This window comes from Sphingomonas sp. R86521, from assembly GCF_042466235.1.
Lineage (GTDB): Bacteria > Pseudomonadota > Alphaproteobacteria > Sphingomonadales > Sphingomonadaceae > Sphingomonas.
In genome coordinates, this window is sequence record NZ_JAXHBY010000001.1 from 3200961 (window position 1) to 3222366 (window position 21406).

The following is a 21406-nucleotide window of genomic DNA, read 5'->3' on the forward strand; positions in this document are numbered from 1 at the left end:
CGAAAACGGCGATGGTCACCGCGCATCGACGAGCCCAAACGCGAACGCATCTGCGCATTAAGTAAGGCCTACTCCGACCGGGTCGGCGTCGTCGAAGCCGGTTGGGGAGGCCGATCGCCACCCTGACACGGTGGAGTGGCTCCCGCAAAATCCTCGAATGTGCCGAATTTACTCACTCCAACGGTCCCTGAAGCATCGACCGGCGCATCCTTTGCAGCACGCCCCTTGCCCGCCACCTCCCAGACATAGGACTTATCGTTGTCGAACTTCGGCACCGCGACCGGTATCGCGGCAGCCTCCTTAGCGGTGATTTCGGGAACATCGACGCGGCGGCTCTTTACCATCCGTGCGGTGGTGCCGTCGAACGACGATATCCGCCAATAGGACATCCCGCCGAGCCGGCGATCCATCGGCCGGGACGAGAACACCCAGTGGAAACCCTTGTCCGGGCTCGGGACCTTTACCGTGGTCGCATAGCAGGTGAACGACGGATAATCATTGGCCCATGGAGCGTCCTGAGGCTGGTCCTTAGGCCGCTTCATCTCGTCCGGCGGCGGGAAGCCGGCGCCGAACAGATAATGGGTACGCCCATCGGTCGCGTCGCCGTCCCAGTCGACCTTGCCCTCGCCTTCGACGCCCAGGACCAACAGGCGGTTGGCATCGTCGAACCGCCATGTAACGCGCGATGGTTCGAGAACGGGAAACTGCTGCCGCCAATAACCAGCGAGCGCCTTGTCCGCGTCGGCTTTCGCCAGCCCGGCAAGCTGCGCGCGCATTCCGAATATGTCGTCGGTCCGCAGGGTCTGTTGCACGCGGTACCGACCCGGTTTGTCGAACCCGGCCGACGCATCGATCTCGACGACCTGGACACGACTGGGCAGCCGTGGCGAACCCGCGACGATCCGCTCTAGCGCCGCGCCGGCGGGGCGAAGCGGCAGCGCCCAGCGGGATGGCGGCGGATCCAGGGTCGCAAGCGTGCGATCGCCCAGCCGCGTGCCGTCAAGCCAGAAGGTGGCGTTGCCGATCGTCGCGCGGACGACCACGTGATCGAACACTGCCGGGGTCGGCAGGCGTTCATCGATGCCATCGCCACCCTTGCTCGCCACCAGCACGGGTTCGGCGGCGATGCCCAGTTCACGCAACAACGCGATCAGCAGCACGGTCTTTGCCTTGCAGTCGCCGAACCGGCGACGCCATGTCTCGTCGACCGCGGCCGGCTGATAGTTTCCGCCATCGAGACCGACATAGACGTAGCGGATACGATCTTGGACGAGCCGTAGCGCGGCTTCGGCGCGACGCGTCGGATCCGTGGTCTCGGCGGCGATCCGGACGGCCTCCACCTTTACCGGGGAGTCTGCGCCGAGCATCCCGGCGCGCACATAGGGAGCGTTGAAGGTACGTGAGACCGCGGCCCAGTCGCGATAGCCGCTGAATTGAACCAGCCGCGCAATCCCGTAGCGCGGCGGGGCGCCGTCGGGGACCGTGACGGATGCCGGATCGGCCATGAGTAGTTGACGCTCGGTCTCGGTTCCAAGCTCGCGGGTGACCGGTTGTGGCAGGTCCGGCGAGAGCCGGTAGGCGACGCCGCTGCCCCTCGGTTCGAGCAGGCGCGCACGATAGGCGCCGCGAACCCCGGCGACGGGAAATTGCACGAACCCCTGCGGCTGCTCGACCAGGCTGGTCTGGTGCCGCACGGTCGTCGCCGCGAACTCCAGTTCATCGCCGATCTGCAGCCCCGCGACCTGCAACGTCGCGGTCAGGTTCCCGTCGAGCGCGGATTGCTCGAGGTTGTTCTCGCGCTGGATGATCGTGAACTTCTGGGTCGCGAGAACGTCGATGGTCCGGCCATCGCGAATGATCGATAGCCCATGAACGATGATCTCCTCGTTCGCGGGCGCCCAGGTCACCGCGAGGTTTCCGGCCCCCAACGCCTCGGGCGCCAGAAGCGCAAGGCGCGTCGCCTGGAACTCTTCCTGCCCATGGTCCGTCACGCGTGTCTGCTGGTCGGCGAATACGATCCGCAGCGGAGCACCCCGGGGCGTCGGCGCCGCACTGCCAGTGGGCGCTGCGATCACCCAGGTCGGCTGCGGTGCATAGCGTACCAGCCGCACCGGCGTCCGATCCGGCGAGGCTGCGGCAGCCGCGCCAGCGACCACCATCGGCAGGACGCCGATCCATCTTGTTGTTCCGACCATGTTTATCCCCCGTTTCCCCGCACTTTACGCGCAGCTGGACGGCGGGCAAGCGCGATCGTGCGCGCGACGACGGGCACGATCGCATATCGCAGTACATCCGAGGCGGAGGCCAAGTCCGCCGCCTTGCGTTATTCGGAAAGCGTCAGCCGCTCGGTCAGCAACGCGTCGAACGCCGCCAAGGTGCAGAGGCCCTGCACGCCCATCGCGGTGCAGGTCGCGATCGGCATGACCCGGCGATAGGGCTGGGCGGACGTGCCGAGCGGGGTCAGCGCGCGGATCTGGTCGAGGGTCTGCGACCGATAGACCGCGCGGACGTAGCGGCGGCCCTGATCGTCGACCAGTCGCTCGAACAGGATCGCGCCGCCCGGCGAGGGATCGTCGGCGGCCAGGCCGGGTACCTGCCAGTGGAGGTCGAGGAGCCCGCCCAGGCTCGCGACGTTGGTGTCGTGTCCCGAGATCATCATCACCGCAGCGGCCTTCGGCGCGGGGTCCGCGATCGCTTGGCCGATCATGGCGCCCAGCCCCGAGACGTTGCGTGCGGCGACGTAGCGCGGGCGGGCGAGCAGGCGGAATTCGACGCTGTGGAGTTCGGACGCGCGCGCGATATCTGCGGCGGTCGCGCGGCCCCAGCCGACGTCGCGCATCGGCTTGCCGTCGGCATATTCGAGCAGCAGAATCTGCGCGACCGTCGATGCACGATCAAGCGCACCAGAGAGCTTCGGCTTGGCGTCGGACTTCGCCGGGGCCAGCGCGGATGGTTCGGCGGTCACGCCGCATGCCGTCTTCGCCGATCCGCACAGGATGGCATCGAGCCGGCCCAGGATCGGCCGCAACCGGCGCTCCTCGGCCGCGATGCCGCCAGGCCCAGCCGCCGTCAGCACCGCCGCACGCCCCTTGTCCGCATCGAATGGAACCGTGCGTTCGCCGATCGGCGAGAACAGCGGATCGGCAACGTCCTGCGGGCGGTGCGCGATATCGACCGAGCAGCCGGGCGCAAGTGCCGCCGCCCACACAGTGGCGGTCGCGATGGTGCGCTGGTCACTGTCGGCGACGATCCGCACCGCGCCGCAGCCGGTCGCGGGCAGCAGGCGGTCGCGCACAAAGCCGGCGCGATCATACGCCGCGATACGGCGCAGCGCGTCGGCACCGTGCGGCGTCAGATACCCGGGCTCCACCGGCCAGCTCGGCCAAGGGTCCGCCGCCGTACCCGCGGGCATTGGCGGCGCCTTGGTCGGCGGGCGGACGCCGTGGCGCATCAGCATCACGACGCGGTCGACGCGCAATCCCGCCTGCGCACTCGCCGCCGTACCGGAAGAGAGGAGCAGGGCCGCACAGGCCGTTTGGAGAAAGCCGCGCATCAAGGTTCCTTGCATCCTAGAAATGGAGCTGCGCGCCCCAGCGTACCGACAGGTCGTAGCGTTCACGCTCGACCAGCTGAGTCTTGGTGCCGATATAGCGGCGCCACGGCGCATCGGTAAGGTTGGTCGCATTGGCGAAGAACGTCAGTTCCGGCGAGACCTGATAGCTCGCGTTGACGTCGAGCTGGCCGTTGCGGTCGGTGTACTGGTCCTGCGCCGCGGTCGCGCCCAGCGTGTCGAGATAGGCCGAGCGATACGAATAGGCGGCGCGCACCGCGAACCCGTATTTCTCGTAGAACAGCTGCGCGGTGCCGACATGCTTGGACTGCAGGAACAGCGGGATGTCGCCGGTCCGCGGGACAGCCCCCAGCACGGTGCCGTTCCCGTTGCCCCAGATCCGCGTGTAGTTCGCGCTGACCCCGAAGCCGTCGAGCGGCGACGGCAGGAAGGTGAAGCGGGTCTGCAGATTGACCTCGATCCCGTAGACCTTCGCCTTGTCGATGTTGAGCGGGGTCGACACCGTGGCGTTGGTCAGCGCCTGCCCCGCGAACGTCCCGGTCTGGCCGAGCAGCGACTGCGCATAGATCGGATCGTCGAGCTTCTTGTAGAAGCCGCCGACCGAGATCAGCCCCTGCCCCGGCAGATAATATTCGATTGCGCCGTCGAAGTTCAGCGCCTTGTACGGCTTCAGGTCCGGATTGCCCTGCGCGACCGAAACCGGGTTGGTCGTGGTGTCGACCGACACGAACGGCGCGAGCTGCGCGTAGTTCGGCCGCCCGATCGCGGTGGTCACCGCCGCGCGGAGGACGAGATCGTCGCGCAGGTCGTAGCGCGCGTTCAGGCCCGGGAAGACGTCGGTATACTGCTTCGATCCGAAGCTGTTGAACCCGGAGGAAGCCGACGATGTCGCGGTGATCAGCTTGGCCTGGCTGCGATCGCGGGTCTGCTCGACACGCACGCCGGGAACCAGAGTGAGGTGATCGAACTTCAGCGTCGCCATCGCATAGCCGGCGAGGATGCGTTCCCTGACGTCGTAATCGTTCGCCAGGCTGTTGTTGACCGAGCCCGCGGCGTTGAGCGTGACCGTCCGCGGGTTGGCCGCAAGGAACGCCTCGGCAGTGTCGTAGCCGATCCGTGGTCCGAATGTGTAATCGTTGCCGTAGAAGCCGGTGTCGCCGAGATACGAGACATTGGCGAGCGTGAAGCTGCGCCCTGCGGTCAGGCCATAGGTCTCGTAGTCGCGGTTGTTTGTCTTGTGCCGGTTCAGATATTTCCCGCCGATCTTGACCGACGATCCACCGCTGCCGAACGCCAGCGGGATCGTATAGTCGACCCGGCCCTGCGTCAGCCGCTCGACCGCGAGGCGGTGGTCGTAGTTGACGCTGTTAAGCGTATAGGCGGTCTGCGCCACGGCGGTTGTCGGCACGAAATCATACGGCGCGTCGGACACGTCGTAGTTGACCGTCAGCGCGGTGCCGCCGGTGCGGAAGTTATACTCCGAGCGCAGCGGATCGCGCTTCTGCGCGCGGGCATAGCCGCCGCTGATTGCGAGCTGGCCGGGGCCGACCGCGAATTCGCCGCCGCCCTGCACCGACTTGGTGTTGTCGGACTCCTCGCGGCGCCGCACACGCACGCTGCCGCGGCCGCGGAACGTGCCGGTGGTCGCGGTCTGGTTGGTGAACGCCGACTGGTTGTCGATGATGAACTGGTCGCGCGTCTCGTTGTCGTCGAACGCCGAATAGGTGCCGCGCAGGAAGAATTTGGTGGTGTCGCTCGGCCGCCAGTCGAGGTTGAGCACCGCGCCTTTCCGAGTCCGCGTCAGGTTATAGTCGCGAAGCCCGTACTGGTCGGGGACGACGAAGCCGTTCGCCGCGGTCGGCGCGCGGTAATTGGTCGAGCCCTGGAAATTCTCGGACTCGATCGGCCGCTTCGAATAATTGACCGACAGCACCGCACCGAACTGCCCGTCCGGACCGAACAGCCCGCCGACCTGGACGTCGCCCTCGTACGGGTGCTTGCCGTTGAGCTTCGACCAGCCATAGGCGACCCGCGCATCGGCGAAATACGGCTTGTTGCGATCGAACGCCGACAGCGTGCGGATGTCGACCGATCCGCCGATCGCGTTGGCATCCTGATCCGCTGTCAGCGACTTGGTCACGACCACCGCGTTGATGAGCGCGGACGGAATGTCGTCCAGCTTGACCTGCCGGCCCTCGGGCTCGGGCGCGGGCAGCGTCATGCCGTTGAGCGTGACGTTGACGAGATCGGGGTTGATCCCGCGGATGATGACGTAGCGCCCCTCGCCCTGGTCGTTGGCGACCGACAGGCCGGGGATGCGGCGGACCGCCTCAGCGACGTTCTGGTCGGGCAGCTTGCCGACGTCGTTGGCAAAGATCGCCTCGACGAAATTGTCGGCCTTCCGCTTTTCCTCGATCGCCTTGCGTTCGCCGGCGCGCGTGCCGGTGACGACCACGTCCGCTGGTTCTGTGGCCTCCGCCGGGGCGGGCGCGGTCTGAGCCTGCGCGTTGCTGCCCAGAATCGCGCTCGCTGCGACGGTGGCCGCCAGTGCAACCTTGAAAGTCTTGATCATGTCGTATCACCCGCCTGCTTCGGGCCCGCCTAGAGCCGGGTGAAGTCAGATCGGCGTCGCAACGATGACAGACTTGTGTCGGTGCGTGGGCGCGGCTGCCCACGCACCGACCGGTCAGACCTGCGCCATCCCGCCATCGACGAAGATCTCGCCGCCGGTCATGTAGCTGCTGTCGTCGGACGCCAGGAACGCAGCCGCTGCGGCGGTCTCCGCGGGTTCGCCCAGCCGGCCGAGCGGGGTGGTCGCGCCCATCGCCTCGAACGCTTCCTCGCCGACGACATGAAGCGCCAGGTCGGTCCGCGTCGGTCCCGGCGACAGCACGTTGACGCGAATGCCGGTGCCACGCAGGTCCTGCGCCCAGCTGCGCGCGAAATTGCGGACCGCCGCCTTGGTCGCGCTGTAGACGCTGAACTGCGGCGTCCCCATCTCGCCGGTGGTCGATCCGGTGAGGATGATCGACCCGCCCGCCTTCATCAGCGCCAGGCCCTTCTGCACGGTGAACAGCAGGCCCTTCACGTTGACGTCGAAGGTCTGGTCGTATTGCTCGGGCGTGATTTCCCCGAGTGCGGCGAACGATCCGGTGCCGGCGTTGGCGAGCAGGATGTCGAGCCCGCCTCGCTCCGCCTTGACGGTCGCGTAAAGCCGGTCGAGATCGGCCAGGTCGCTGACCGAGCCCTGCACCGCGCGGGCATTGTCGCCGAGCGTTTCGAGCGCCGCATCCAGCGCGGCCTGGCGCCGGCCGAAGATATAGACGAACGCGCCTTCGTCGATGAAGCGCTGTGCCGATGCGAGCCCGATGCCGCTGCCGCCGCCCGTCACCACCGCGGTCTTGCCTGTCAGTCTGTCCATGTCGTGTCTCCGTTGAGGAGAGCGGTAGCTGGCGAACCACAAACCTATCGACAAGTATGCACCTTTTGGTAAGTACCCGCGATGACCGATACCATGTCCCCGCCGCCTGCGTTCAGCTGCGGTCTCGACGCGACGCTGCGGATCATTTCCGGCAAGTGGAAACCGCTGATCGTGTACTTCCTGGCGCAAGGGCCGAACCGCTATGGCGAGTTGCGGCGCGCGGTGCGCGGAGTCAGCGACAAGATGCTGATCCAGCATCTGAAGGAGCTCGAGGCCGACGGCATCGTCCTTCGCACCGACCACCACGAGGTGCCGCCGCGCGTCGACTATACGCTCACGTCGCTCGGCCACAGCCTGGCGCAGGCACTCGCGCCGCTCTGCGTCTGGGGCGCGGACAACATGGACGCGGTCGCGCGGGTGTTCGCGGAGCGCGAGAGCTGGAGCCGACCGCCTGCCTGACTGGTGCTATCGGGGCTGGTGCTAGCGGGGCCGTCTCCGGCCGGGTTGGATCGCGGGGGCGCTGTCGCCGGCTTCCAGCGTCCGCCAGCGCGCGAACCGTTCGGACGTCAGCTCGCCCGATGCGATCGCGGCGCGTACCGCGCACCCCGGTTCGCTGCCGTGCGTGCAGTTCGAGAACTTGCAGTCCTGCGCTGCCCGCTCGAAATCGTCGAACACTTCGGCGATGCCCGCGGTCGCTTCGGACAGCTGCAATTCGCGCATGCCGGGCAGGTCGAGCAGCCAGCCGCCGTGATCGAGCCGGTGCATCTGCCGCACGGTCGTGGTGTGCCGCCCGGTGCCGTCGCTGTCGCGGATCGCCTGGGTGGCGATGCTGTCGGACCCGCGCAGGGTATTGACCAGCGTCGACTTGCCGACCCCCGACGATCCCAGGAACGCGACCGTGCGGCCCGGCCCGCAATAGGCCGCAAGGCGGACGACGTCGGCGGGATCGCGGCCGTCGACGGTCTCGACCACCAGCCCCGGCTCGATCGCGCGCACCGCGGTGGCGAAGGATCCGGGGTCGTCGGTCAGGTCGGTCTTGGTCAGGACCACGACCGCCTGCACGCCGACTTCGCGCGCGAGCACCAGATAGCGCTCGATCCGCGCGACGCTGAAGTCCTGGTTGCACGATGCCACCAGGAACACCGTGTCGACGTTCGCGGCGATCATCTGCTCGCGTCGCGGATCACCCGGCGCGCGGCGCTTGAACAGGTTCTTGCGGCGCAGCACCCGAAGCGCGAGCGGCGGATTTCCGGCAACCATCAGCCAGTCGCCGACGGTCGGGTGATCGTCCGACGGCTGCGCACCCTGGATATAGGGCAGCACGAAGCCCTCCCATAGTGCGCCAGCCACCGCGATCTTGCCGCGATGGACCGACATCACGCGGACCGGGAATGCGCCGTCTTCCGGCGAAACCTGCTCGGCGAAGTGCGCGTCCCAGCCGAGATCGAACAACCGTGGGTCGATTGCGCTCATGATTGATAATGTCCGGTCCTGTCGAACCCGTCGTTGGTCTTTGCCATCTTGATCAGCTTCTTGATATAGGCGCGGACGTGGCGGTCGAACCGGGTGTCGTCATACACGCCGCGCCAGACATATTCGTCGCGGTCGAGCGCCGCGCGGAGGTCGCGGGTGAACACCGCCGCGTCCGCGGTCGACGCTTCGCTCTTCACCAGCGTGCAGACCATCTCTTCCGCAGTCGCCTTGTCGCAATCGTCGTGAAAGCCATAGCCGCCGCGCTCCGCCCTGACCTGATCGGAGCGCGCGGCCACGATCCGGCCTTCCAGCCATTTCCGTACGGCAGCGCCGTCCCAGTCCTTCACAACGCTACCGACCATCATCACCTCGCGCACAACCTAGTGCGCGAAGACCGGATTGTCAGGGCTTCATGGTCGTCGCGTCCAGCGTCGCGGTCGTCACCAGCGCGCGATCCTGCGCGTCGTGCGCCACCGCCACGCGGTAGGCGCCGCCCGCGATTCGCCAGCCGGGCAGCGCGGTATCGTACTCCGCGACGATCCGCGGCTCGGCGGTCAGCGTGATCCGCCGCATCTCGCCCGGCTGCAACGTCACGCGGGTGAAGCCCGCCAGCCGCATCGGCGTCGCGGCGCCGTCGCGCGCGACGTACATCTGCGGCACGTCGGCGCCCGCGCGCTTGCCGGTGTTGGTCACCTCGAACGTCACGCTCAGCGTCTTGCCGCCGGTCGCGACGGCGTTGCGATAGGCGAAGCCGGTGTAGCTGAGCCCATGACCGAACGCGAACAGCGGCCGCTGCGCCTTCTTCTCGTACCAGCGATAGCCGACATCGGCGCCCTCGACATAGTCGACCGGGAAGCTCGCCAGTTGCGCACCCAACCCGCTCCCCGGATCGGCGGCGGCCTGCGCCTCGGCCGAATTCAACCGGTCGAGCCCGACCGGCGCGGCGCGCGGTGCCTGCGTCGCGGCGGCGGGGAAGGTGATCGGCAGGCGGCCGGACGGATTGACCTTGCCGGTCAGGATGGCGGCGATCGCCTCGCCCCCGCGCTGGCCGGGATACCAGGCCTGCAGGACCGCGGGGACCGAGGCGATCCACGGCATCAGCACCGGACCGCCGGTCTCCAGCACCGCGACGGTCCGCGGCTGCGCGGCGGCGACCGCGGCGATCAGCGCGTCCTGCCGGTCGGGCAGCGCCAGTGTGGCCACATCCTGGGCCTCGGTGGTCCACTGCGTCGCGAAGACGATCGCGATGTCCGCCGCCTTCGCCGCCGCCGCCGCCGCTGCGACGTCCTTGCCGTCGACGAAGGTCACGCGCGCGCCGGGCAGCGCGGCCTGCAATGCCTTCAGCGGCGACGAGGCGTGATAGGTGTAGCGCGCGAACGACATCGCCGCGCCCGATGTCAGCGGAATCTCGATCGGCGCACCGCCGACCGATCGCACCTGGCTCGACCCGCCGCCCGACAGCACGCCGACATCGGCACGCCCGCCGATCAGCACGATGCGCTTCGCCGTCGTCGCCATCGGCAGCAACGCTGTGTCGTTCTTCAACAGCACGATGCCGGCTTCGGCGGCACGCTGCGCCACCTCGGCATGCGCCGCATAGGGTGGGGTCTGCGCGGTCTCGGGAACCGGCGTGTCATAGGCGCCACTCTCGATCAGCCCGGTCAGGTAGCGCGCGACCATGTCGTCGAGCCGTGCCGGCGACACCGTACCCTGCCCGACCGCGGCCTTCAGCGGCGCACCGAAATAGACCGCCTTGTCGAGTTCCTGTCCCGATTCCTGGTCGAGCCCCGCGTTCGCCGCCTTGACGGTCGAATGCACCGCGCCCCAGTCGCTCATCACCCAGCCATGATAGCCCCAGTCGCGCTTGAGCACCTGGTTCAACAGGAAGTCGTTTTCACACGCCCAGTCGCCGCCGACCTTGTTGTACGCGCACATCACCGACCCCGGCCGCCCCTTCTCGATCGCGATCTCGAACGCGAGCAGGTCGCTCATCCGGAACGCCTTTTCGTCGATCCGCGCGTCGACGACCATTCGGCCGGTCTCCTGTGCGTTGAGCGCGAGATGCTTCACGGTCGATACGATGTGGTTCGACTGGACGCCGGCGATATGCGCCCCCGCCATCTCGCCCGACAGCAGCGGATCCTCGCCGAGATATTCGAAGTTGCGACCATTCCATGGATCGCGCGTCAGGTTGACGCCGCCCGCCAGCAGCACGTTGAAGCGCTTGGCGCGTGCCTCGGCGCCGATCATCGCGCCGCCCGCGCGGGCGATGGCGGGATCGAAGCTCGCCGCGGTCGCCAGGCTGGACGGCAACGCGGTGGCGACGTCGCCCTTGCGCTGTTCGACCTGGTTCGCGACGCCGAGCGAGGCGTCGCTTTCGCGAACCAGCGGGACACCCAGACGCGGGATGCCGTCGATATGGCCGGCGGAGGGGATCAGTTCGCTGGTGGTCTTACCCTTCGCCATCGGCGGGAACAGGCCGTGCGCCAGCGCGATCTTTTCGTCGAGCGTCATCCGCGCGACGATCGCGCGCGCACGTTCGCGGGCATCGTCGGAGGTCGGGGCGGTCGTATCGCGCGCGGCGACGCCCCCTGCAGTGACGATCAGCGACGCACCGAGCAACGCTGCGCGAAAAGCCTTGGACATCCTGATTCCCCTTTGGCGCCGTCTCGCGCCCTGGCGAAGATCAGCATATCCGCCCGCCCAGTACAACGTCGGGCGGGACATCGACCCTCCCAGTCTCGATGCCGTCCCGCGATTTCAAGGGTTTCGCCGAAAAATTCCGTTGCCCGACCGGGTCACGAATTTGCTTGCGTCATACTCCGCGGGTCCGTTGAAGCGCGGGATGCGCGGGCGCGTGTATGTCGCCCGCTTGCAGGAGATCGAGTATGCGTAAGCCACGTCCCGAGGGGATCAAGGACTATACCGGACCGGCCGGCGGGTGGGGTGCACTGAAGGCGGTGGCGATCTCGCTGAAGGCGCAGCAGATCGTTCAGCGTGGCGCGCAGACGCTGCTCAAGTCGAACCAGCCCGACGGCTTCGACTGCCCGAGCTGTGCATGGCCCGACCCCAAACACACCTCGTCGTTCGAATTCTGCGAGAACGGCGCCAAGGCGGTGGCGTGGGAATCGACCGCGAAGCGGATCGGCGCCGAGTTCTTCGCGACGCATTCGGTGTCGGACCTGTGGGCGAAGACCGACCATTGGCTGGAGGGCGAAGGCCGCGTGACCGAGCCGCTGCGCTACAACGCGGCGACCGACCATTACGAGGTCGTCGGCTGGGACGAGGCGCTGGCCGAGATCGGTGCGGGCCTTGCCAAGCTGGAGGACCCGAACCAGGCGGAGTTCTATACCTCGGGTCGCTGTTCGAACGAGGCGGCGTTCCTGTTGCAGCTGTTCGTGCGGCTGTACGGCACCAACAATTTCCCCGACTGTTCGAACATGTGCCACGAGGCGACCTCGGTCGGGCTGCCCAAGTCGATCGGGATCGGCAAGGGCACCGTCAGCCTCGAGGATTTCGATCACGCCGACCTGATCTTCTCGATCGGTCACAACCCCGGCACCAACCATCCGCGGATGATGGCGACGCTGCGCGAGGTCGCGCGTCGCGGTGGCAAGATCATCGCCTTCAACCCGCTCAAGGAACGCTCGCTCGAACGCTTCGAATCGCCGCAGTCGGTGGTCGAGATGGCAACGCTGTCGGCGACGCCGATCGCCACCAGCTATCTGCAGGTGAAGGTCGGCGGCGACGCGGCCGCGATCAAGGGCATCTGCAAGGCACTGGTCGCGCTCGACAAGGCGGCGGCTGCAGCGGGCGCGCCGGCGGTGATCGATCACGAATTCATCGCGGAGCATACCGCCGGCTTCGACGCGCTGATCGCCGATCTGGAAACCAGCGACTGGGCGGACATCGTCCATGCCAGCGGGCTCGGCCAGAGCGACCTGGAAGAAGTGGCGCGGCTGTATTCGCAGTCGACCGCCGCGATCGCCTGCTACGGGATGGGGATCACCCAGCACCGCACCGGCACCAGCAACGTCCAGCAGATCGCCAATCTGCTGCTGCTGCGCGGCAATATCGGCCGCCCCGGCGCCGGCATCTGCCCGCTTCGCGGCCACAGCAACGTCCAGGGCGACCGCACCGTCGGCATCACCGAGCGGCCGATGCCGATGCTGCTGGACAAGATGCAGGAGGTGTTCGGGTTCGAACCGCCGCGCGAGCACGGCCATTCGGTGGTCGAGAGCATCGCCGCGATGCGCGACGGCAAGGCCAAGGCGGTGGTCTGCCTCGGCGGCAACCTGGCGATCGCGTCGTCCGACCCGCAGGCGTGCGCGCAGGGGTTCCGCAACATGGACCTGGCGGTGCACATCACCACCAAGCTCAACCGCACCCAGCTGCTGATGGCCAAGGGCGCGACTTATATCCTGCCGTGCCTGGGCCGGACCGAGCGCGACCTGCAGGAGAGCGGCCCGCAATCGGTGACGGTCGAGGATTCGATGTCGATGGTCCACGCCTCGCGCGGGTTCCTGATGCCGCCGGGCGAGAACGTTCGCTCCGAACCGTGGATCGTCGCCGGCATCGCAAAGGCGACGCTGGGCGCCAAGGGCGGGATCGACTGGGACGGCTATGTCGCGAACTACGACCTGATCCGCGACAAGATCGAGGCGGTGTTCCCGGCGTTCAAGGACTATAACGTCCGCGTCCGCCAGCCCGGCGGCTTCCACTTGCCGAACTCGGCAGCGGAGCGGATCTGGCTGACCGATACCAAGAAGGCGAATTTCATGGTCGCGCCCGGCGTCGAGGAGGACGAGACCACCCGCGATCCGAGCGTGCTGCGGCTGACCACGTTGCGGTCGCACGACCAGTACAACACCACGATCTATGCGCTCGACGACCGCTATCGCGGGGTGTTCGGCCGGCGCGACGTGCTGTTCATGAACGCCAAGGAGCTCGCGCGGCTGGGCTTCGAGGAGGGCGACGTGGTCGACGTCACCACCGCGCTCGACTTCAAGCGCGACGACCGCATCGTCCAGGGCCTGATGCTGGTCGAACATGCGCTGCCCGATGGCTGCTGCGCGTCCTATTATCCCGAGACACAGCCGCTGATCGCACTCGAGGATCACGACCCGCAGAGCTTCACGCCGTCGTACAAGTCGGTGCCGGTGCAGATCCACGCCGCCGGAACCAACCGTGGCGCCGACCGTATCGTCGAGCGGGCAGGCGTCGCCGGCCAGCCGCTTCCTGTGAAAGCCTGACGCCATGTACGCACCGACCATTACCGGCTTCGCCGACCGCGCCGCCGCGGAAGCCGTCGCGATCCGCCGCTCCCCGCTCGGGTTCTTCGTCGGCGCGATGCTGGCGGGGACCTATATCGGCATCGCCATGATCCTCGCGATCAGCACCGCCGCCGGCCTGCCCGCCGGCGTCCGTCCGCTGGTGATGGGCGCGACCTTCGGGCTTGGGCTGCTGCTGACGGTGTTCGCAGGGGGCGAGCTGTTCACCGGCTATGTCATGTATCTGGGCTTCGGGCTGATGCGCCGCACCGTCAGCTGGGCGGACGCCGCGTTGCTGCTCGTCGTGGTCTGGATCGGCAATTTCGTCGGCGCGTTGCTGCTGTCGGCGCTCTTCATTGCGGGCGGCGGCGGGCAGGTGTTCGCCAACGCCGCGACGATGTTCAACGCCTACGCCGCGCACAAGGTCGAGGCCGACGGGCTTGCATTGCTGTGCCGCGCGATCCTGTGCAACTGGCTGGTCTGCCTAGCGATCTGGGCTGCCGCACGGGTCACCGGCGACGCGGCCAAGTGCATCGTCATGGGCTGGATCCTGCTCGCGTTCGTCGCGGCGGGGTTCGAGCATTCGGTCGCCAACATGACCGCGCTGACGCTTGGCTATTTCTCGCCCGGTGAGACCATCATGATCCCCGGAATCCTTCACAACCTGGCGTTCGTGACGCTCGGCAATATCATCGGGGCGCTGGTATTCGTGGTCTTCGCCTATGGCATCGCCGCGCGCACCGACGCCCCGGCGGTCGCACGCTAGGACGCCGTGTGGCGAGCGCTATGCGCTCGCCAACTGGTTGAGATAGTCCTCGATCGCGGTGTAGCCGTTGTGGTCGCGGTCGCTCGTGCTGTCGTCGCGCGCCGGGTCGAGGCCGTGGGCACGCTCCCAGGCGTCGGACATGCCGTCATGATCGGTGTCGACCGGCGCGGTGCCGGTCGCGAGCGTAGGCCAGCCGCCCATCTCGCGCTGGCTGTCGATCTGATGCCCGGTACGGTCGCGCACGCCCGCAATCACCGCCACGTCGATGCTGTCGCGGGCATGCGATGCGCCCGCGCTGGCCAGGACCCGCGGGTAGGATGCCGCGGCGGGCTCGCGCGCCACTGGCGGCATCTCGACCGGCGTCGTCAGCCGGTAGCCCGGGGCCTGCACGCCGGTGACGAGAGACCACGGATCGGCGGGGATCGCGCCGTTCATGCTGTTGCCGGCGAAATACGCCTTGGCCAGGGTGTTGGATTCGTCGAACGCGATCGGCTTCACCGACTGCGGCCCGGCGACGTAGGTGTTGTCGACGAAATTATAGCGCGCAAGGCTCGCCTTGTCGGCGTTGTAGCCCGACCGTCCGCCGCCCCAATTGTAGAACACGTTCGAGCGGAAATCGAAATACGCGCCGTCCGGATCGACGTCGGGGCCGCTGTAGTTGCCCGGCCGTGGCATCCGCGCCTCGTGGTTCGCCCAGAGGTTGTGGTGGAAGCTTATGCGGGCGCCACGACCACCGCGGATCAGGCTGCCATAGCCGTGTTCGCCCTTGGCGTGGAGCGAGTGCGTCAGCGAATTGGCGATGATCGACCATTGTACGGTCAGGTCGTAGAACCCCTGCCCCGGCTTGGTGTAGTTCGCCGACGCGGATAGCGTCTCGTCGACCGACCAGCTTGCCGAGACATGGTCGAGGATGATCCGGTGGCCATCGACGATCCAGATCGCGTCGCTCTCGGTCTTCGATTCGTCACCCAGCCGCGACCGGATGAAGCGGATCACGACATCGTCGGCGGACACTTCGAGCGGCTGGTCGCGCAGCGTGATGCCGCCGCCCGGTGCCGACTGGCCGGCGATGGTGATCCGCGGTTCACGAATGCGCAGGGGCTTTTCGAGCTGGATCGTGCCCGCCACCGCGAACACCACGATGCGCGGGCCCCGTGCCTCGACCGCGTCGCGCAACGACCCCTTCCCGTGATCCGCGAGCGTGGTCACGATCATGACCTTGCCGCCGCGCCCGCCGAGCGCGGTGCGGCCGGCACCCTCGGCACCCGGAAAGGCCAGCGGCTGCGTGACGGCCGTAGCGAGGAGCATCAGGCCGATCATCAGAACACCACCCGCAGGCCGGCAGTGATGACACGGCCGGTGCTCTGGTAGTTCTGCGCCACCGGATTGTCCTGATATTCGGTCGAATAGGTCGCGACGTTGGTGAGGTTGCGGCCCTCCAGCGTCAGCTTGGCGAAATCGGTGACCGAATAGGCGATCGCCGCATCGACGTTGAGCTGGCTGGCGCGATAACCGAAGTCGGAGATCACCGGCGAGTTGCAGACCGCACCGTTGTTGGTCGTCAGCCCGACCGCGCAGGTGCCCGCGGCAAGTGGGAAGCGCGTGACATATTCCGTGCGATACGCGCCCGAGACGCGCGCGGAGAAGCGCGCATCCTCGTAATAGAGCGTCGCGTTGAAGGCGTCCGGCGAGGTGTTGAGGAAGGGCCCGGTGGCGAACGCGTTGACCGCGGTGCCGGTCTGGGTGCGCGTCGTCGCCAGTTGCGCGCTGGTCAGATAGTTCAGCTGCGACGCGATGTGCGTGTAGTTCGCGGTCACGCCGAACTTGTCGAACGGCGCCGGTAGGAAGCTGAAGGTCGACTGGACGTTGACCTCGACGCCCTTGATCTTGCCGCCGGGCGCGTCGTTGAACTGCCGCACCGCAAAGGTCCCGCCGCCCTGGGTATAGGCGAGCAGCGTCGGGCTCGTGATGCCGGCCAGGATCGCCTGCAGCGTCGGGCCGTCGTAGATCGCCTGCAGCGCGTATTCGCCGGCGATCTGCTGCGGGAAATTCTCGAGGTTCTTGATGAAGAAGCCGACCGAGACGATCCCGCCGCGCCCGAAATAATGCTCGACCGCCCAGTCGATATTGGTGGCGCGATAGGGGTTGAGATACGGGTTGCCCACGGTGATCTGCGGTGCCGTGGTGGCGTTGAGTCCGGTCGGGAACGACGTCGTCCCCGGCGTCAGCGCAGCGAGCTGAGGCCGCGAGATGACCTTTGCCGTCGCAAACCGCAGCAGCGTGTCGGGGAGGAACTCCAGCGTCGCGTTCATCGCGGGGAGGAAGTCGGTATATTCGTTGCGCGCGGTGACCGTGGTGCCGATCACGCCGTTGGCGGCGGCGCCGACCGATCCGGTGCCGCGCACGATCGTCCGCGCGATCCGCGTGCCGGCGTTGCCACGGAACGGCAGGCCCAGCAGCTTGCTGTCCCAATCGAACTGCAGATACCCCGACAAATCGTCCTCGGTCACGCGGTTCGCCTGGCGCGCATCGACCTGCGCGCGGAAGTCACCCCATTTGTTGATGCAGTTGCAGTTGATGCCGAACTGGGTGTTGAACTTGTCGATGTCGGGCGCATAGAAGCTGGTCGGCGTGCCCGCGGACACGTCGAGACCCCTGCCGAAGCCATAGGCACGACCGAGATCGGTGATGTTCAACTTCGCCTCCGCCAGCGTCGGGTTGATCGCCTCGATATCGCTGTTGCGGCGGCCCTGGTTGCTGGAATAGCTGAACTTCTTGTAGGTCAGGCCGGTCAGCACCTTGAACTGGTCGTTGACGCTCCAAGTCAGGTTGCCGCGCGCGACGCGGAAGGAGTTGACGATATTGTCGCTGAGGTAGCGGATCGTCGACAGGCCCTTCACCAGCGACCAGCTCTGCGGATTGGCGACGTCGAAGCCGGGGCTGAACACCGGCATCTTGCCATCGCCGCGCTCGTCGAAGGTGTAGTTGTCCTGGTCGATCGCGTTGAATTCGGCGAGCGTGGTCTTGCCGGTGTATTCCGAGCGCGAATAGCCCGCGGTGCCGTCGAAGCGCAGGGTGTCGCCCAGATCCTGGCGGAGGTTGACGGTGCCCTGGTAGAATTTGGTCGTGCCCTGGACGCGCTGGGTCGAGCTGCGCCAGTCGACATCGTCGAGCACGAGATAATCCGCCTGGCCGGCCGAATTGACGTTGGCGGTGCGGATCTTGGTGTTCGGGCGGCCGATCAGCTGGGTGTAGAACGCCGACTGGTTCACGTCGGCGATATAGCCGGGTGATACGGTCGAATTATAATAGTCGAACGGGTTGAGGTTGTTGGGATTGTAGCTGGCGCGCGTGCCGGCGACGAGGCCGCCGCCGTTGAGCGACTGGCCGCAGTCCAGCGTCGCCGACGGCACGCAGTTCGGATAGAGCGCGAGCCGGTTGGTCAGCCCGGCGGGGGTGCCTGCCGCGCCGAGCGCGCCGCGCGCGGCATTGGCGTTGGTGCCGTTGCGGTTGAGCCCGATCGTGGTGATGCCGGCGGTGGTCAGGTCCTGCTGGTACCGCGAATAGACCCCGTCGATGGTCAGTTCGGTGTGCGAGGTCGGCTTCCACTGGATCGTGCCGGTGGCGCCGAGCCGCTTGTAGTGCAGGTCCTGGCGGTTGATCGATGGCAGCGCGGGGATCAGCGTGTTGGGCGTGACCAGCGCATAGGCAGCCGGGTCCGACCCGAACGTCGCGCCGGTCCCTGCCGTCGACGGCCGCGCGAAGCCGAAGGTGTTGGGGGTGACGCCGAGCAGCTGCGAATTGCGATACGCATAGTCGAACGCGCCGATGCTGCGCTGGTAGGAATCGATCTGCTGCTTCTGGTCCTGGTACGCGATCGACCCGAGGATGCCGAGCGTATCAGTGATGTGCTTCGACACCAGCCCGGTCAGGCGCGGGTTCACGGTCTTGCCGTTCTCACGGTACTCGCCCTCCAAGCCCAGCGCATAGCGGTCCTTGCTGTAGTTCAGCGGACGCCCCGTGGTCAGGTCGATGATCGCGCCGAGCGAGCCCTCGTCGTTCGCGGCCGACGTGGTCTTGGTGATGGTGACGCCGCCGAACAGTTCGGACGCGAAGGTGTTGAAATCGAACCCGCGCGAGCGGTTGGCGCCCGACGCGTCGTTGCCGCCGCCGGTGATGCTGAGCGCGTCGGCGCCGTTCAGCCGGACCTGCTGGAAGTCGCCGCCGAGACCGCGAACGGTGATGCTGCGCCCCTCGCCATTGTCGCGATCGATCGAGATGCCGGGCAGCCGCTGGATCGATTCGGCGAGGTTGGCGTCGGGGAAATTGCCGATATCCTCGGCGGTGATGGCGTCGATGATCTGGCTCGACCGGCGCTTCTGGTCGACCGCGCTGGCCAGGCTGGCCCGGAACCCGGTGACGATGATGTCGGCATCCTCGCCGCTCTGCGCGGCGGTCTCGGCCTGCTCGACCGGCGAGGTGCCGAGCGGCGCGGTCGCGGTCTGATCGGGTGGGGTGGTGCCGGTCGCGGGAGCGGCCTCGGTCGGCGACGATACGCCGGTATTCGTCGCGGTCTGGGCCTGAGCCGCAGTGGTAAGCGGTGTCATCGACAGTAATGATCCGACGATCATCGCCCCGATCGACGCGCCACCGCGCAGATAGCTCGTATCACGCATCCATTCTCTCCCCGGTATTGGCTATGCTGCCAATTCAAGGGTCTGTTAATGAGCGATTGTCTACCGGTGTCAAGGATAGATGCTTTGATCCGTGTCAGTTCGAACCAAGTGCGAACACCGAAGCGTACTTATCCCCCTAGCGACCAGACCAAGCGGCGCGTTTCGAGCGATGCCATCGGCTTGCCGTCCTTGCCGATCGCGGGCTGATATCGCCCCCGCTTGGTGATCTGCTTGCAGGCCGCGCCGTCCAGCACCGGGTTCCCGCTCGATCGCACGACGGTACAGGTGTTCACCGCGCCTTGCGTATCGATCATCCAGCGCACGGTAGTATCGCCGGCCTGCCGATTCTGCGCCGCCTCCAGCGGAAACGCGAACCACTTCACGACATCGCCGATAGGCTTGGCGGGAACGGCCATCTGCGACAGATCGACACCCCAGGATTTGATCTGCTCGATCTCGCAGGTCATCAACGCGCCCAGCGCCTTATCCGCGCGGTCCATTGCGAAGGTCATTGCGGGTTGGCCGATCTCCTCGATCGTCACGCTTGACTGCGACCCGAACCCGATGACGTCGGCATGGCCGCCCATGAACCGCAACAGCCGCTGGCGGCCGCCCGGCACCCGCATGCTCACCCCGACGGTCAGCGCCCTCGCATTCGAACCGGGAACGCCCATGGAAACGATCCCGCGCCTGAAGGCATCGTCCGGCGTGTCGGCGAGCAGCACGATGATCTCGGTCTGGAAGTCTCCCGGCGCCTGCCGAAACCCGAGCGTGGCCTTGGTCCCGTTGCCCTCATAGGGGCGCGTCAGCATGCAAAGGTCCTGCTGGTAGTCCAGCGTCCATTTGCCGACCGGGCTGTAGCTCGCCGTCGAGATCGCGGCTGCCGCCAGCGCCATGAACATTTCATCCCTCCTGTGACCTTGGCGACTTGCGCGCCTTCAGCAAAAGCTAGCGCAGTTTCACGCCTGTTTTCAATCACCTCGTTGTCGAAATTGGGCATCCCCACACTCGTCTTACCGGTTGACCCAACCAACGGAAATCGCCAGCGTTAGCGCTATCATAAATATAACCGAGAAGGATGTTCTGTGGATATTACGCGACGCGGCGGGCTTTCGATGCTGGCCGGGCTGGCGGTGGCGATGGGCGCGCGGGGAACGGCTGCGGCTGCGCCAACCGGGCTCCAGAGCCTGGCCGGGGCCAAGGGCCTGCGACTGGGATCGAGCTTCGGCTGGGCGGCGAAGGGGGCAGATCGCGGCTCGTTCGCGAACCCGGCTTATGCCGAACTGCTGACACGCGACTGTGGGTTGCTGGTGCCCGAGAACGAGATGAAGTGGCAGGCGCTACGGCCGACCCCGACCAGCTTCGCTTTCGCGAAATTCGATGCGATGATGGCGTGGGCGGATGCCAATTCGCTGCCGGTACGGGGTCACAATCTGTTGTGGCACCAGCCGAAGTGGATGCCGCGCTGGGAAGAGACGCACGACTTCGGCGCCACCCCCGTGCGCGCCGCCGAACAGCTGCTGGTCGAGCATATCACGACGGTCTGCCAACGTTACGGCACGCGGATCCGCAGCTACGACGTCGTCAACGAGGCGGTGAATCCCAAGGATGCCAGCCTGTACCAGACCGCACTGTCGCGGGCGCTGGGCGGTCCCGAGCCGACGCTGGACCTTGCCTTCCACACCGCGCGCCGCGCCGCGCCGCACGCGCAGCTGGTGTATAACGACTATATGAGCTGGGAGCCGGGCAACGCCACGCACCGCGCCGGCGTGCTGAAGCTGCTCGAGGGGTTCAAGGCGCGCGGGGTGCCGGTCGACGCGATCGGCGTGCAGTCGCACCTCGTCACGCAAGGCGTCGATGCGCGCGCGACGATCACCGGGCTCGAAGGCGAATGGCGCCGGTTCCTCGATGCCGTCACCGCGATGGGATACGGCCTGGTGGTCACCGAGCTCGACGTCCGGGACAACAATTTGCCGACCGATATCGCGGTGCGCGACCGCGCCGTGGCCGATTTCACCCGCGGCTATCTCGATGTCATGCTCGCCTATCCGAAGCTTCACGACGTGCTGCTGTGGGGCATGACCGATCGTTATAGCTGGATCGAGGGGTTCGAGCCGCGCAAGGACAAGGCACGACGTCGCCCCTGCCCCTATGACGCCGGGTTCAAACCGAAGCCGATGTACGCCGCGATCGCTGGCGCATTGGCCGCGGCGGCGCCCCGTAGCTGAC

14 protein-coding genes are annotated in these 21406 nt (G+C 67.0%); 4 read left to right on the forward strand and 10 right to left on the reverse strand.

The features are described from left to right. Positions 1-68: 68 nt before the first annotated feature. The 4 genes from SJY20_RS14955 to SJY20_RS14970 form a co-directional block, all read right to left on the reverse strand. Positions 69-2195, reverse strand: a complete 2127-nt coding sequence (locus tag SJY20_RS14955) for a DUF3857 domain-containing transglutaminase family protein (RefSeq protein ID WP_380787705.1) — start codon at positions 2193-2195, stop codon at positions 69-71. A 128-nt stretch (positions 2196-2323) separates the two neighbouring features. After that, positions 2324-3553, reverse strand: coding sequence for a histidine-type phosphatase (locus SJY20_RS14960; RefSeq protein WP_380787706.1), 1230 nt, complete (start codon positions 3551-3553; stop codon positions 2324-2326). A 16-nt stretch (positions 3554-3569) separates the two neighbouring features. After that, on the reverse strand, positions 3570-6143 hold the full coding sequence (locus SJY20_RS14965) for a TonB-dependent receptor (protein ID WP_380787707.1): 2574 nt from the start codon (positions 6141-6143) through the stop codon (positions 3570-3572). Positions 6144-6257: 114 nt separating this feature from the next. Continuing rightward, positions 6258-6992, reverse strand: a complete 735-nt coding sequence (locus SJY20_RS14970; RefSeq protein ID WP_380787708.1) for an SDR family NAD(P)-dependent oxidoreductase — start codon at positions 6990-6992, stop codon at positions 6258-6260. Between the two features lie 81 nt (positions 6993-7073). On the opposite strand from SJY20_RS14970, the gene SJY20_RS14975 reads away from it, so the two are divergent. Further along, a complete protein-coding gene (locus SJY20_RS14975) occupies positions 7074-7451 on the forward strand; it encodes a winged helix-turn-helix transcriptional regulator (RefSeq protein ID WP_380787709.1) in 378 nt (125 codons plus the stop codon). A 21-nt stretch (positions 7452-7472) separates the two neighbouring features. On the opposite strand, the gene rsgA is transcribed toward SJY20_RS14975, so the two are convergent. From rsgA to SJY20_RS14990, 3 genes are read right to left on the reverse strand one after another with little or no spacing between them, the layout of a single operon-like run. Then, positions 7473-8465: a ribosome small subunit-dependent GTPase A gene (rsgA, locus tag SJY20_RS14980; protein ID WP_380787710.1), complete on the reverse strand. Its 993-nt coding sequence runs from the start codon at positions 8463-8465 to the stop codon at positions 7473-7475. Further along, on the reverse strand, positions 8462-8827 hold the full coding sequence (locus SJY20_RS14985; RefSeq protein ID WP_380787711.1) for a hypothetical protein: 366 nt from the start codon (positions 8825-8827) through the stop codon (positions 8462-8464). Before SJY20_RS14985 ends, rsgA begins: the two co-directional genes overlap by 4 nt. 40 nt (positions 8828-8867) lie before the next feature. Further along, positions 8868-11111, reverse strand: a complete 2244-nt coding sequence (locus SJY20_RS14990) for a beta-glucosidase (protein WP_380787712.1) — start codon at positions 11109-11111, stop codon at positions 8868-8870. 242 nt (positions 11112-11353) lie between these two features. Between SJY20_RS14990 and SJY20_RS14995 the strand changes: the two genes are divergently transcribed. Continuing rightward, the gene (locus SJY20_RS14995) at positions 11354-13717 is read left to right on the forward strand and encodes an FdhF/YdeP family oxidoreductase (protein WP_380787713.1); all 2364 of its coding nucleotides are present in this window, start codon (positions 11354-11356) and stop codon (positions 13715-13717) included. Positions 13718-13721: 4 nt separating this feature from the next. After that, the gene (locus SJY20_RS15000) at positions 13722-14501 is read left to right on the forward strand and encodes a formate/nitrite transporter family protein (protein WP_380787714.1); all 780 of its coding nucleotides are present in this window, start codon (positions 13722-13724) and stop codon (positions 14499-14501) included. A gap of 18 nt (positions 14502-14519) precedes the next feature. On the opposite strand, the gene SJY20_RS15005 is transcribed toward SJY20_RS15000, so the two are convergent. From SJY20_RS15005 to SJY20_RS15015, 3 genes are all read right to left on the reverse strand, one after another. Beyond that, the gene (locus SJY20_RS15005; protein ID WP_380787715.1) at positions 14520-15809 is read right to left on the reverse strand and encodes a polysaccharide lyase family 1 protein; all 1290 of its coding nucleotides are present in this window, start codon (positions 15807-15809) and stop codon (positions 14520-14522) included. An 11-nt stretch (positions 15810-15820) separates the two neighbouring features. After that, a complete protein-coding gene (locus SJY20_RS15010) occupies positions 15821-19177 on the reverse strand; it encodes a TonB-dependent receptor plug domain-containing protein (RefSeq protein ID WP_380787716.1) in 3357 nt (1118 codons plus the stop codon). A 128-nt stretch (positions 19178-19305) separates the two neighbouring features. Next, the gene (locus tag SJY20_RS15015; RefSeq protein ID WP_380787717.1) at positions 19306-20079 is read right to left on the reverse strand and encodes an energy transducer TonB; all 774 of its coding nucleotides are present in this window, start codon (positions 20077-20079) and stop codon (positions 19306-19308) included. A gap of 183 nt (positions 20080-20262) precedes the next feature. On the opposite strand from SJY20_RS15015, the gene SJY20_RS15020 reads away from it, so the two are divergent. After that, positions 20263-21405, forward strand: a complete 1143-nt coding sequence (locus SJY20_RS15020; protein ID WP_380787718.1) for an endo-1,4-beta-xylanase — start codon at positions 20263-20265, stop codon at positions 21403-21405. Position 21406: the final 1 nt, after the last annotated feature.

Coding starts and splice junctions, on each gene's coding strand:
- SJY20_RS14955 (WP_380787705.1), bottom strand. CDS start 2,195: ATGGTCGGAACAACAAGATGGATCGGCGTCCTGCCGATGGTGGTCGCT.
- SJY20_RS14960 (WP_380787706.1), bottom strand. CDS start 3,553: ATGCGCGGCTTTCTCCAAACGGCCTGTGCGGCCCTGCTCCTCTCTTCC.
- SJY20_RS14965 (WP_380787707.1), bottom strand. CDS start 6,143: ATGATCAAGACTTTCAAGGTTGCACTGGCGGCCACCGTCGCAGCGAGC.
- SJY20_RS14970 (WP_380787708.1), bottom strand. CDS start 6,992: ATGGACAGACTGACAGGCAAGACCGCGGTGGTGACGGGCGGCGGCAGC.
- SJY20_RS14975 (WP_380787709.1), top strand. CDS start 7,074: ATGACCGATACCATGTCCCCGCCGCCTGCGTTCAGCTGCGGTCTCGAC.
- rsgA (WP_380787710.1), bottom strand. CDS start 8,465: ATGAGCGCAATCGACCCACGGTTGTTCGATCTCGGCTGGGACGCGCAC.
- SJY20_RS14985 (WP_380787711.1), bottom strand. CDS start 8,827: ATGGTCGGTAGCGTTGTGAAGGACTGGGACGGCGCTGCCGTACGGAAA.
- SJY20_RS14990 (WP_380787712.1), bottom strand. CDS start 11,111: ATGTCCAAGGCTTTTCGCGCAGCGTTGCTCGGTGCGTCGCTGATCGTC.
- SJY20_RS14995 (WP_380787713.1), top strand. CDS start 11,354: ATGCGTAAGCCACGTCCCGAGGGGATCAAGGACTATACCGGACCGGCC.
- SJY20_RS15000 (WP_380787714.1), top strand. CDS start 13,722: ATGTACGCACCGACCATTACCGGCTTCGCCGACCGCGCCGCCGCGGAA.
- SJY20_RS15005 (WP_380787715.1), bottom strand. CDS start 15,809: ATGCTCCTCGCTACGGCCGTCACGCAGCCGCTGGCCTTTCCGGGTGCC.
- SJY20_RS15010 (WP_380787716.1), bottom strand. CDS start 19,177: ATGCGTGATACGAGCTATCTGCGCGGTGGCGCGTCGATCGGGGCGATG.
- SJY20_RS15015 (WP_380787717.1), bottom strand. CDS start 20,079: ATGTTCATGGCGCTGGCGGCAGCCGCGATCTCGACGGCGAGCTACAGC.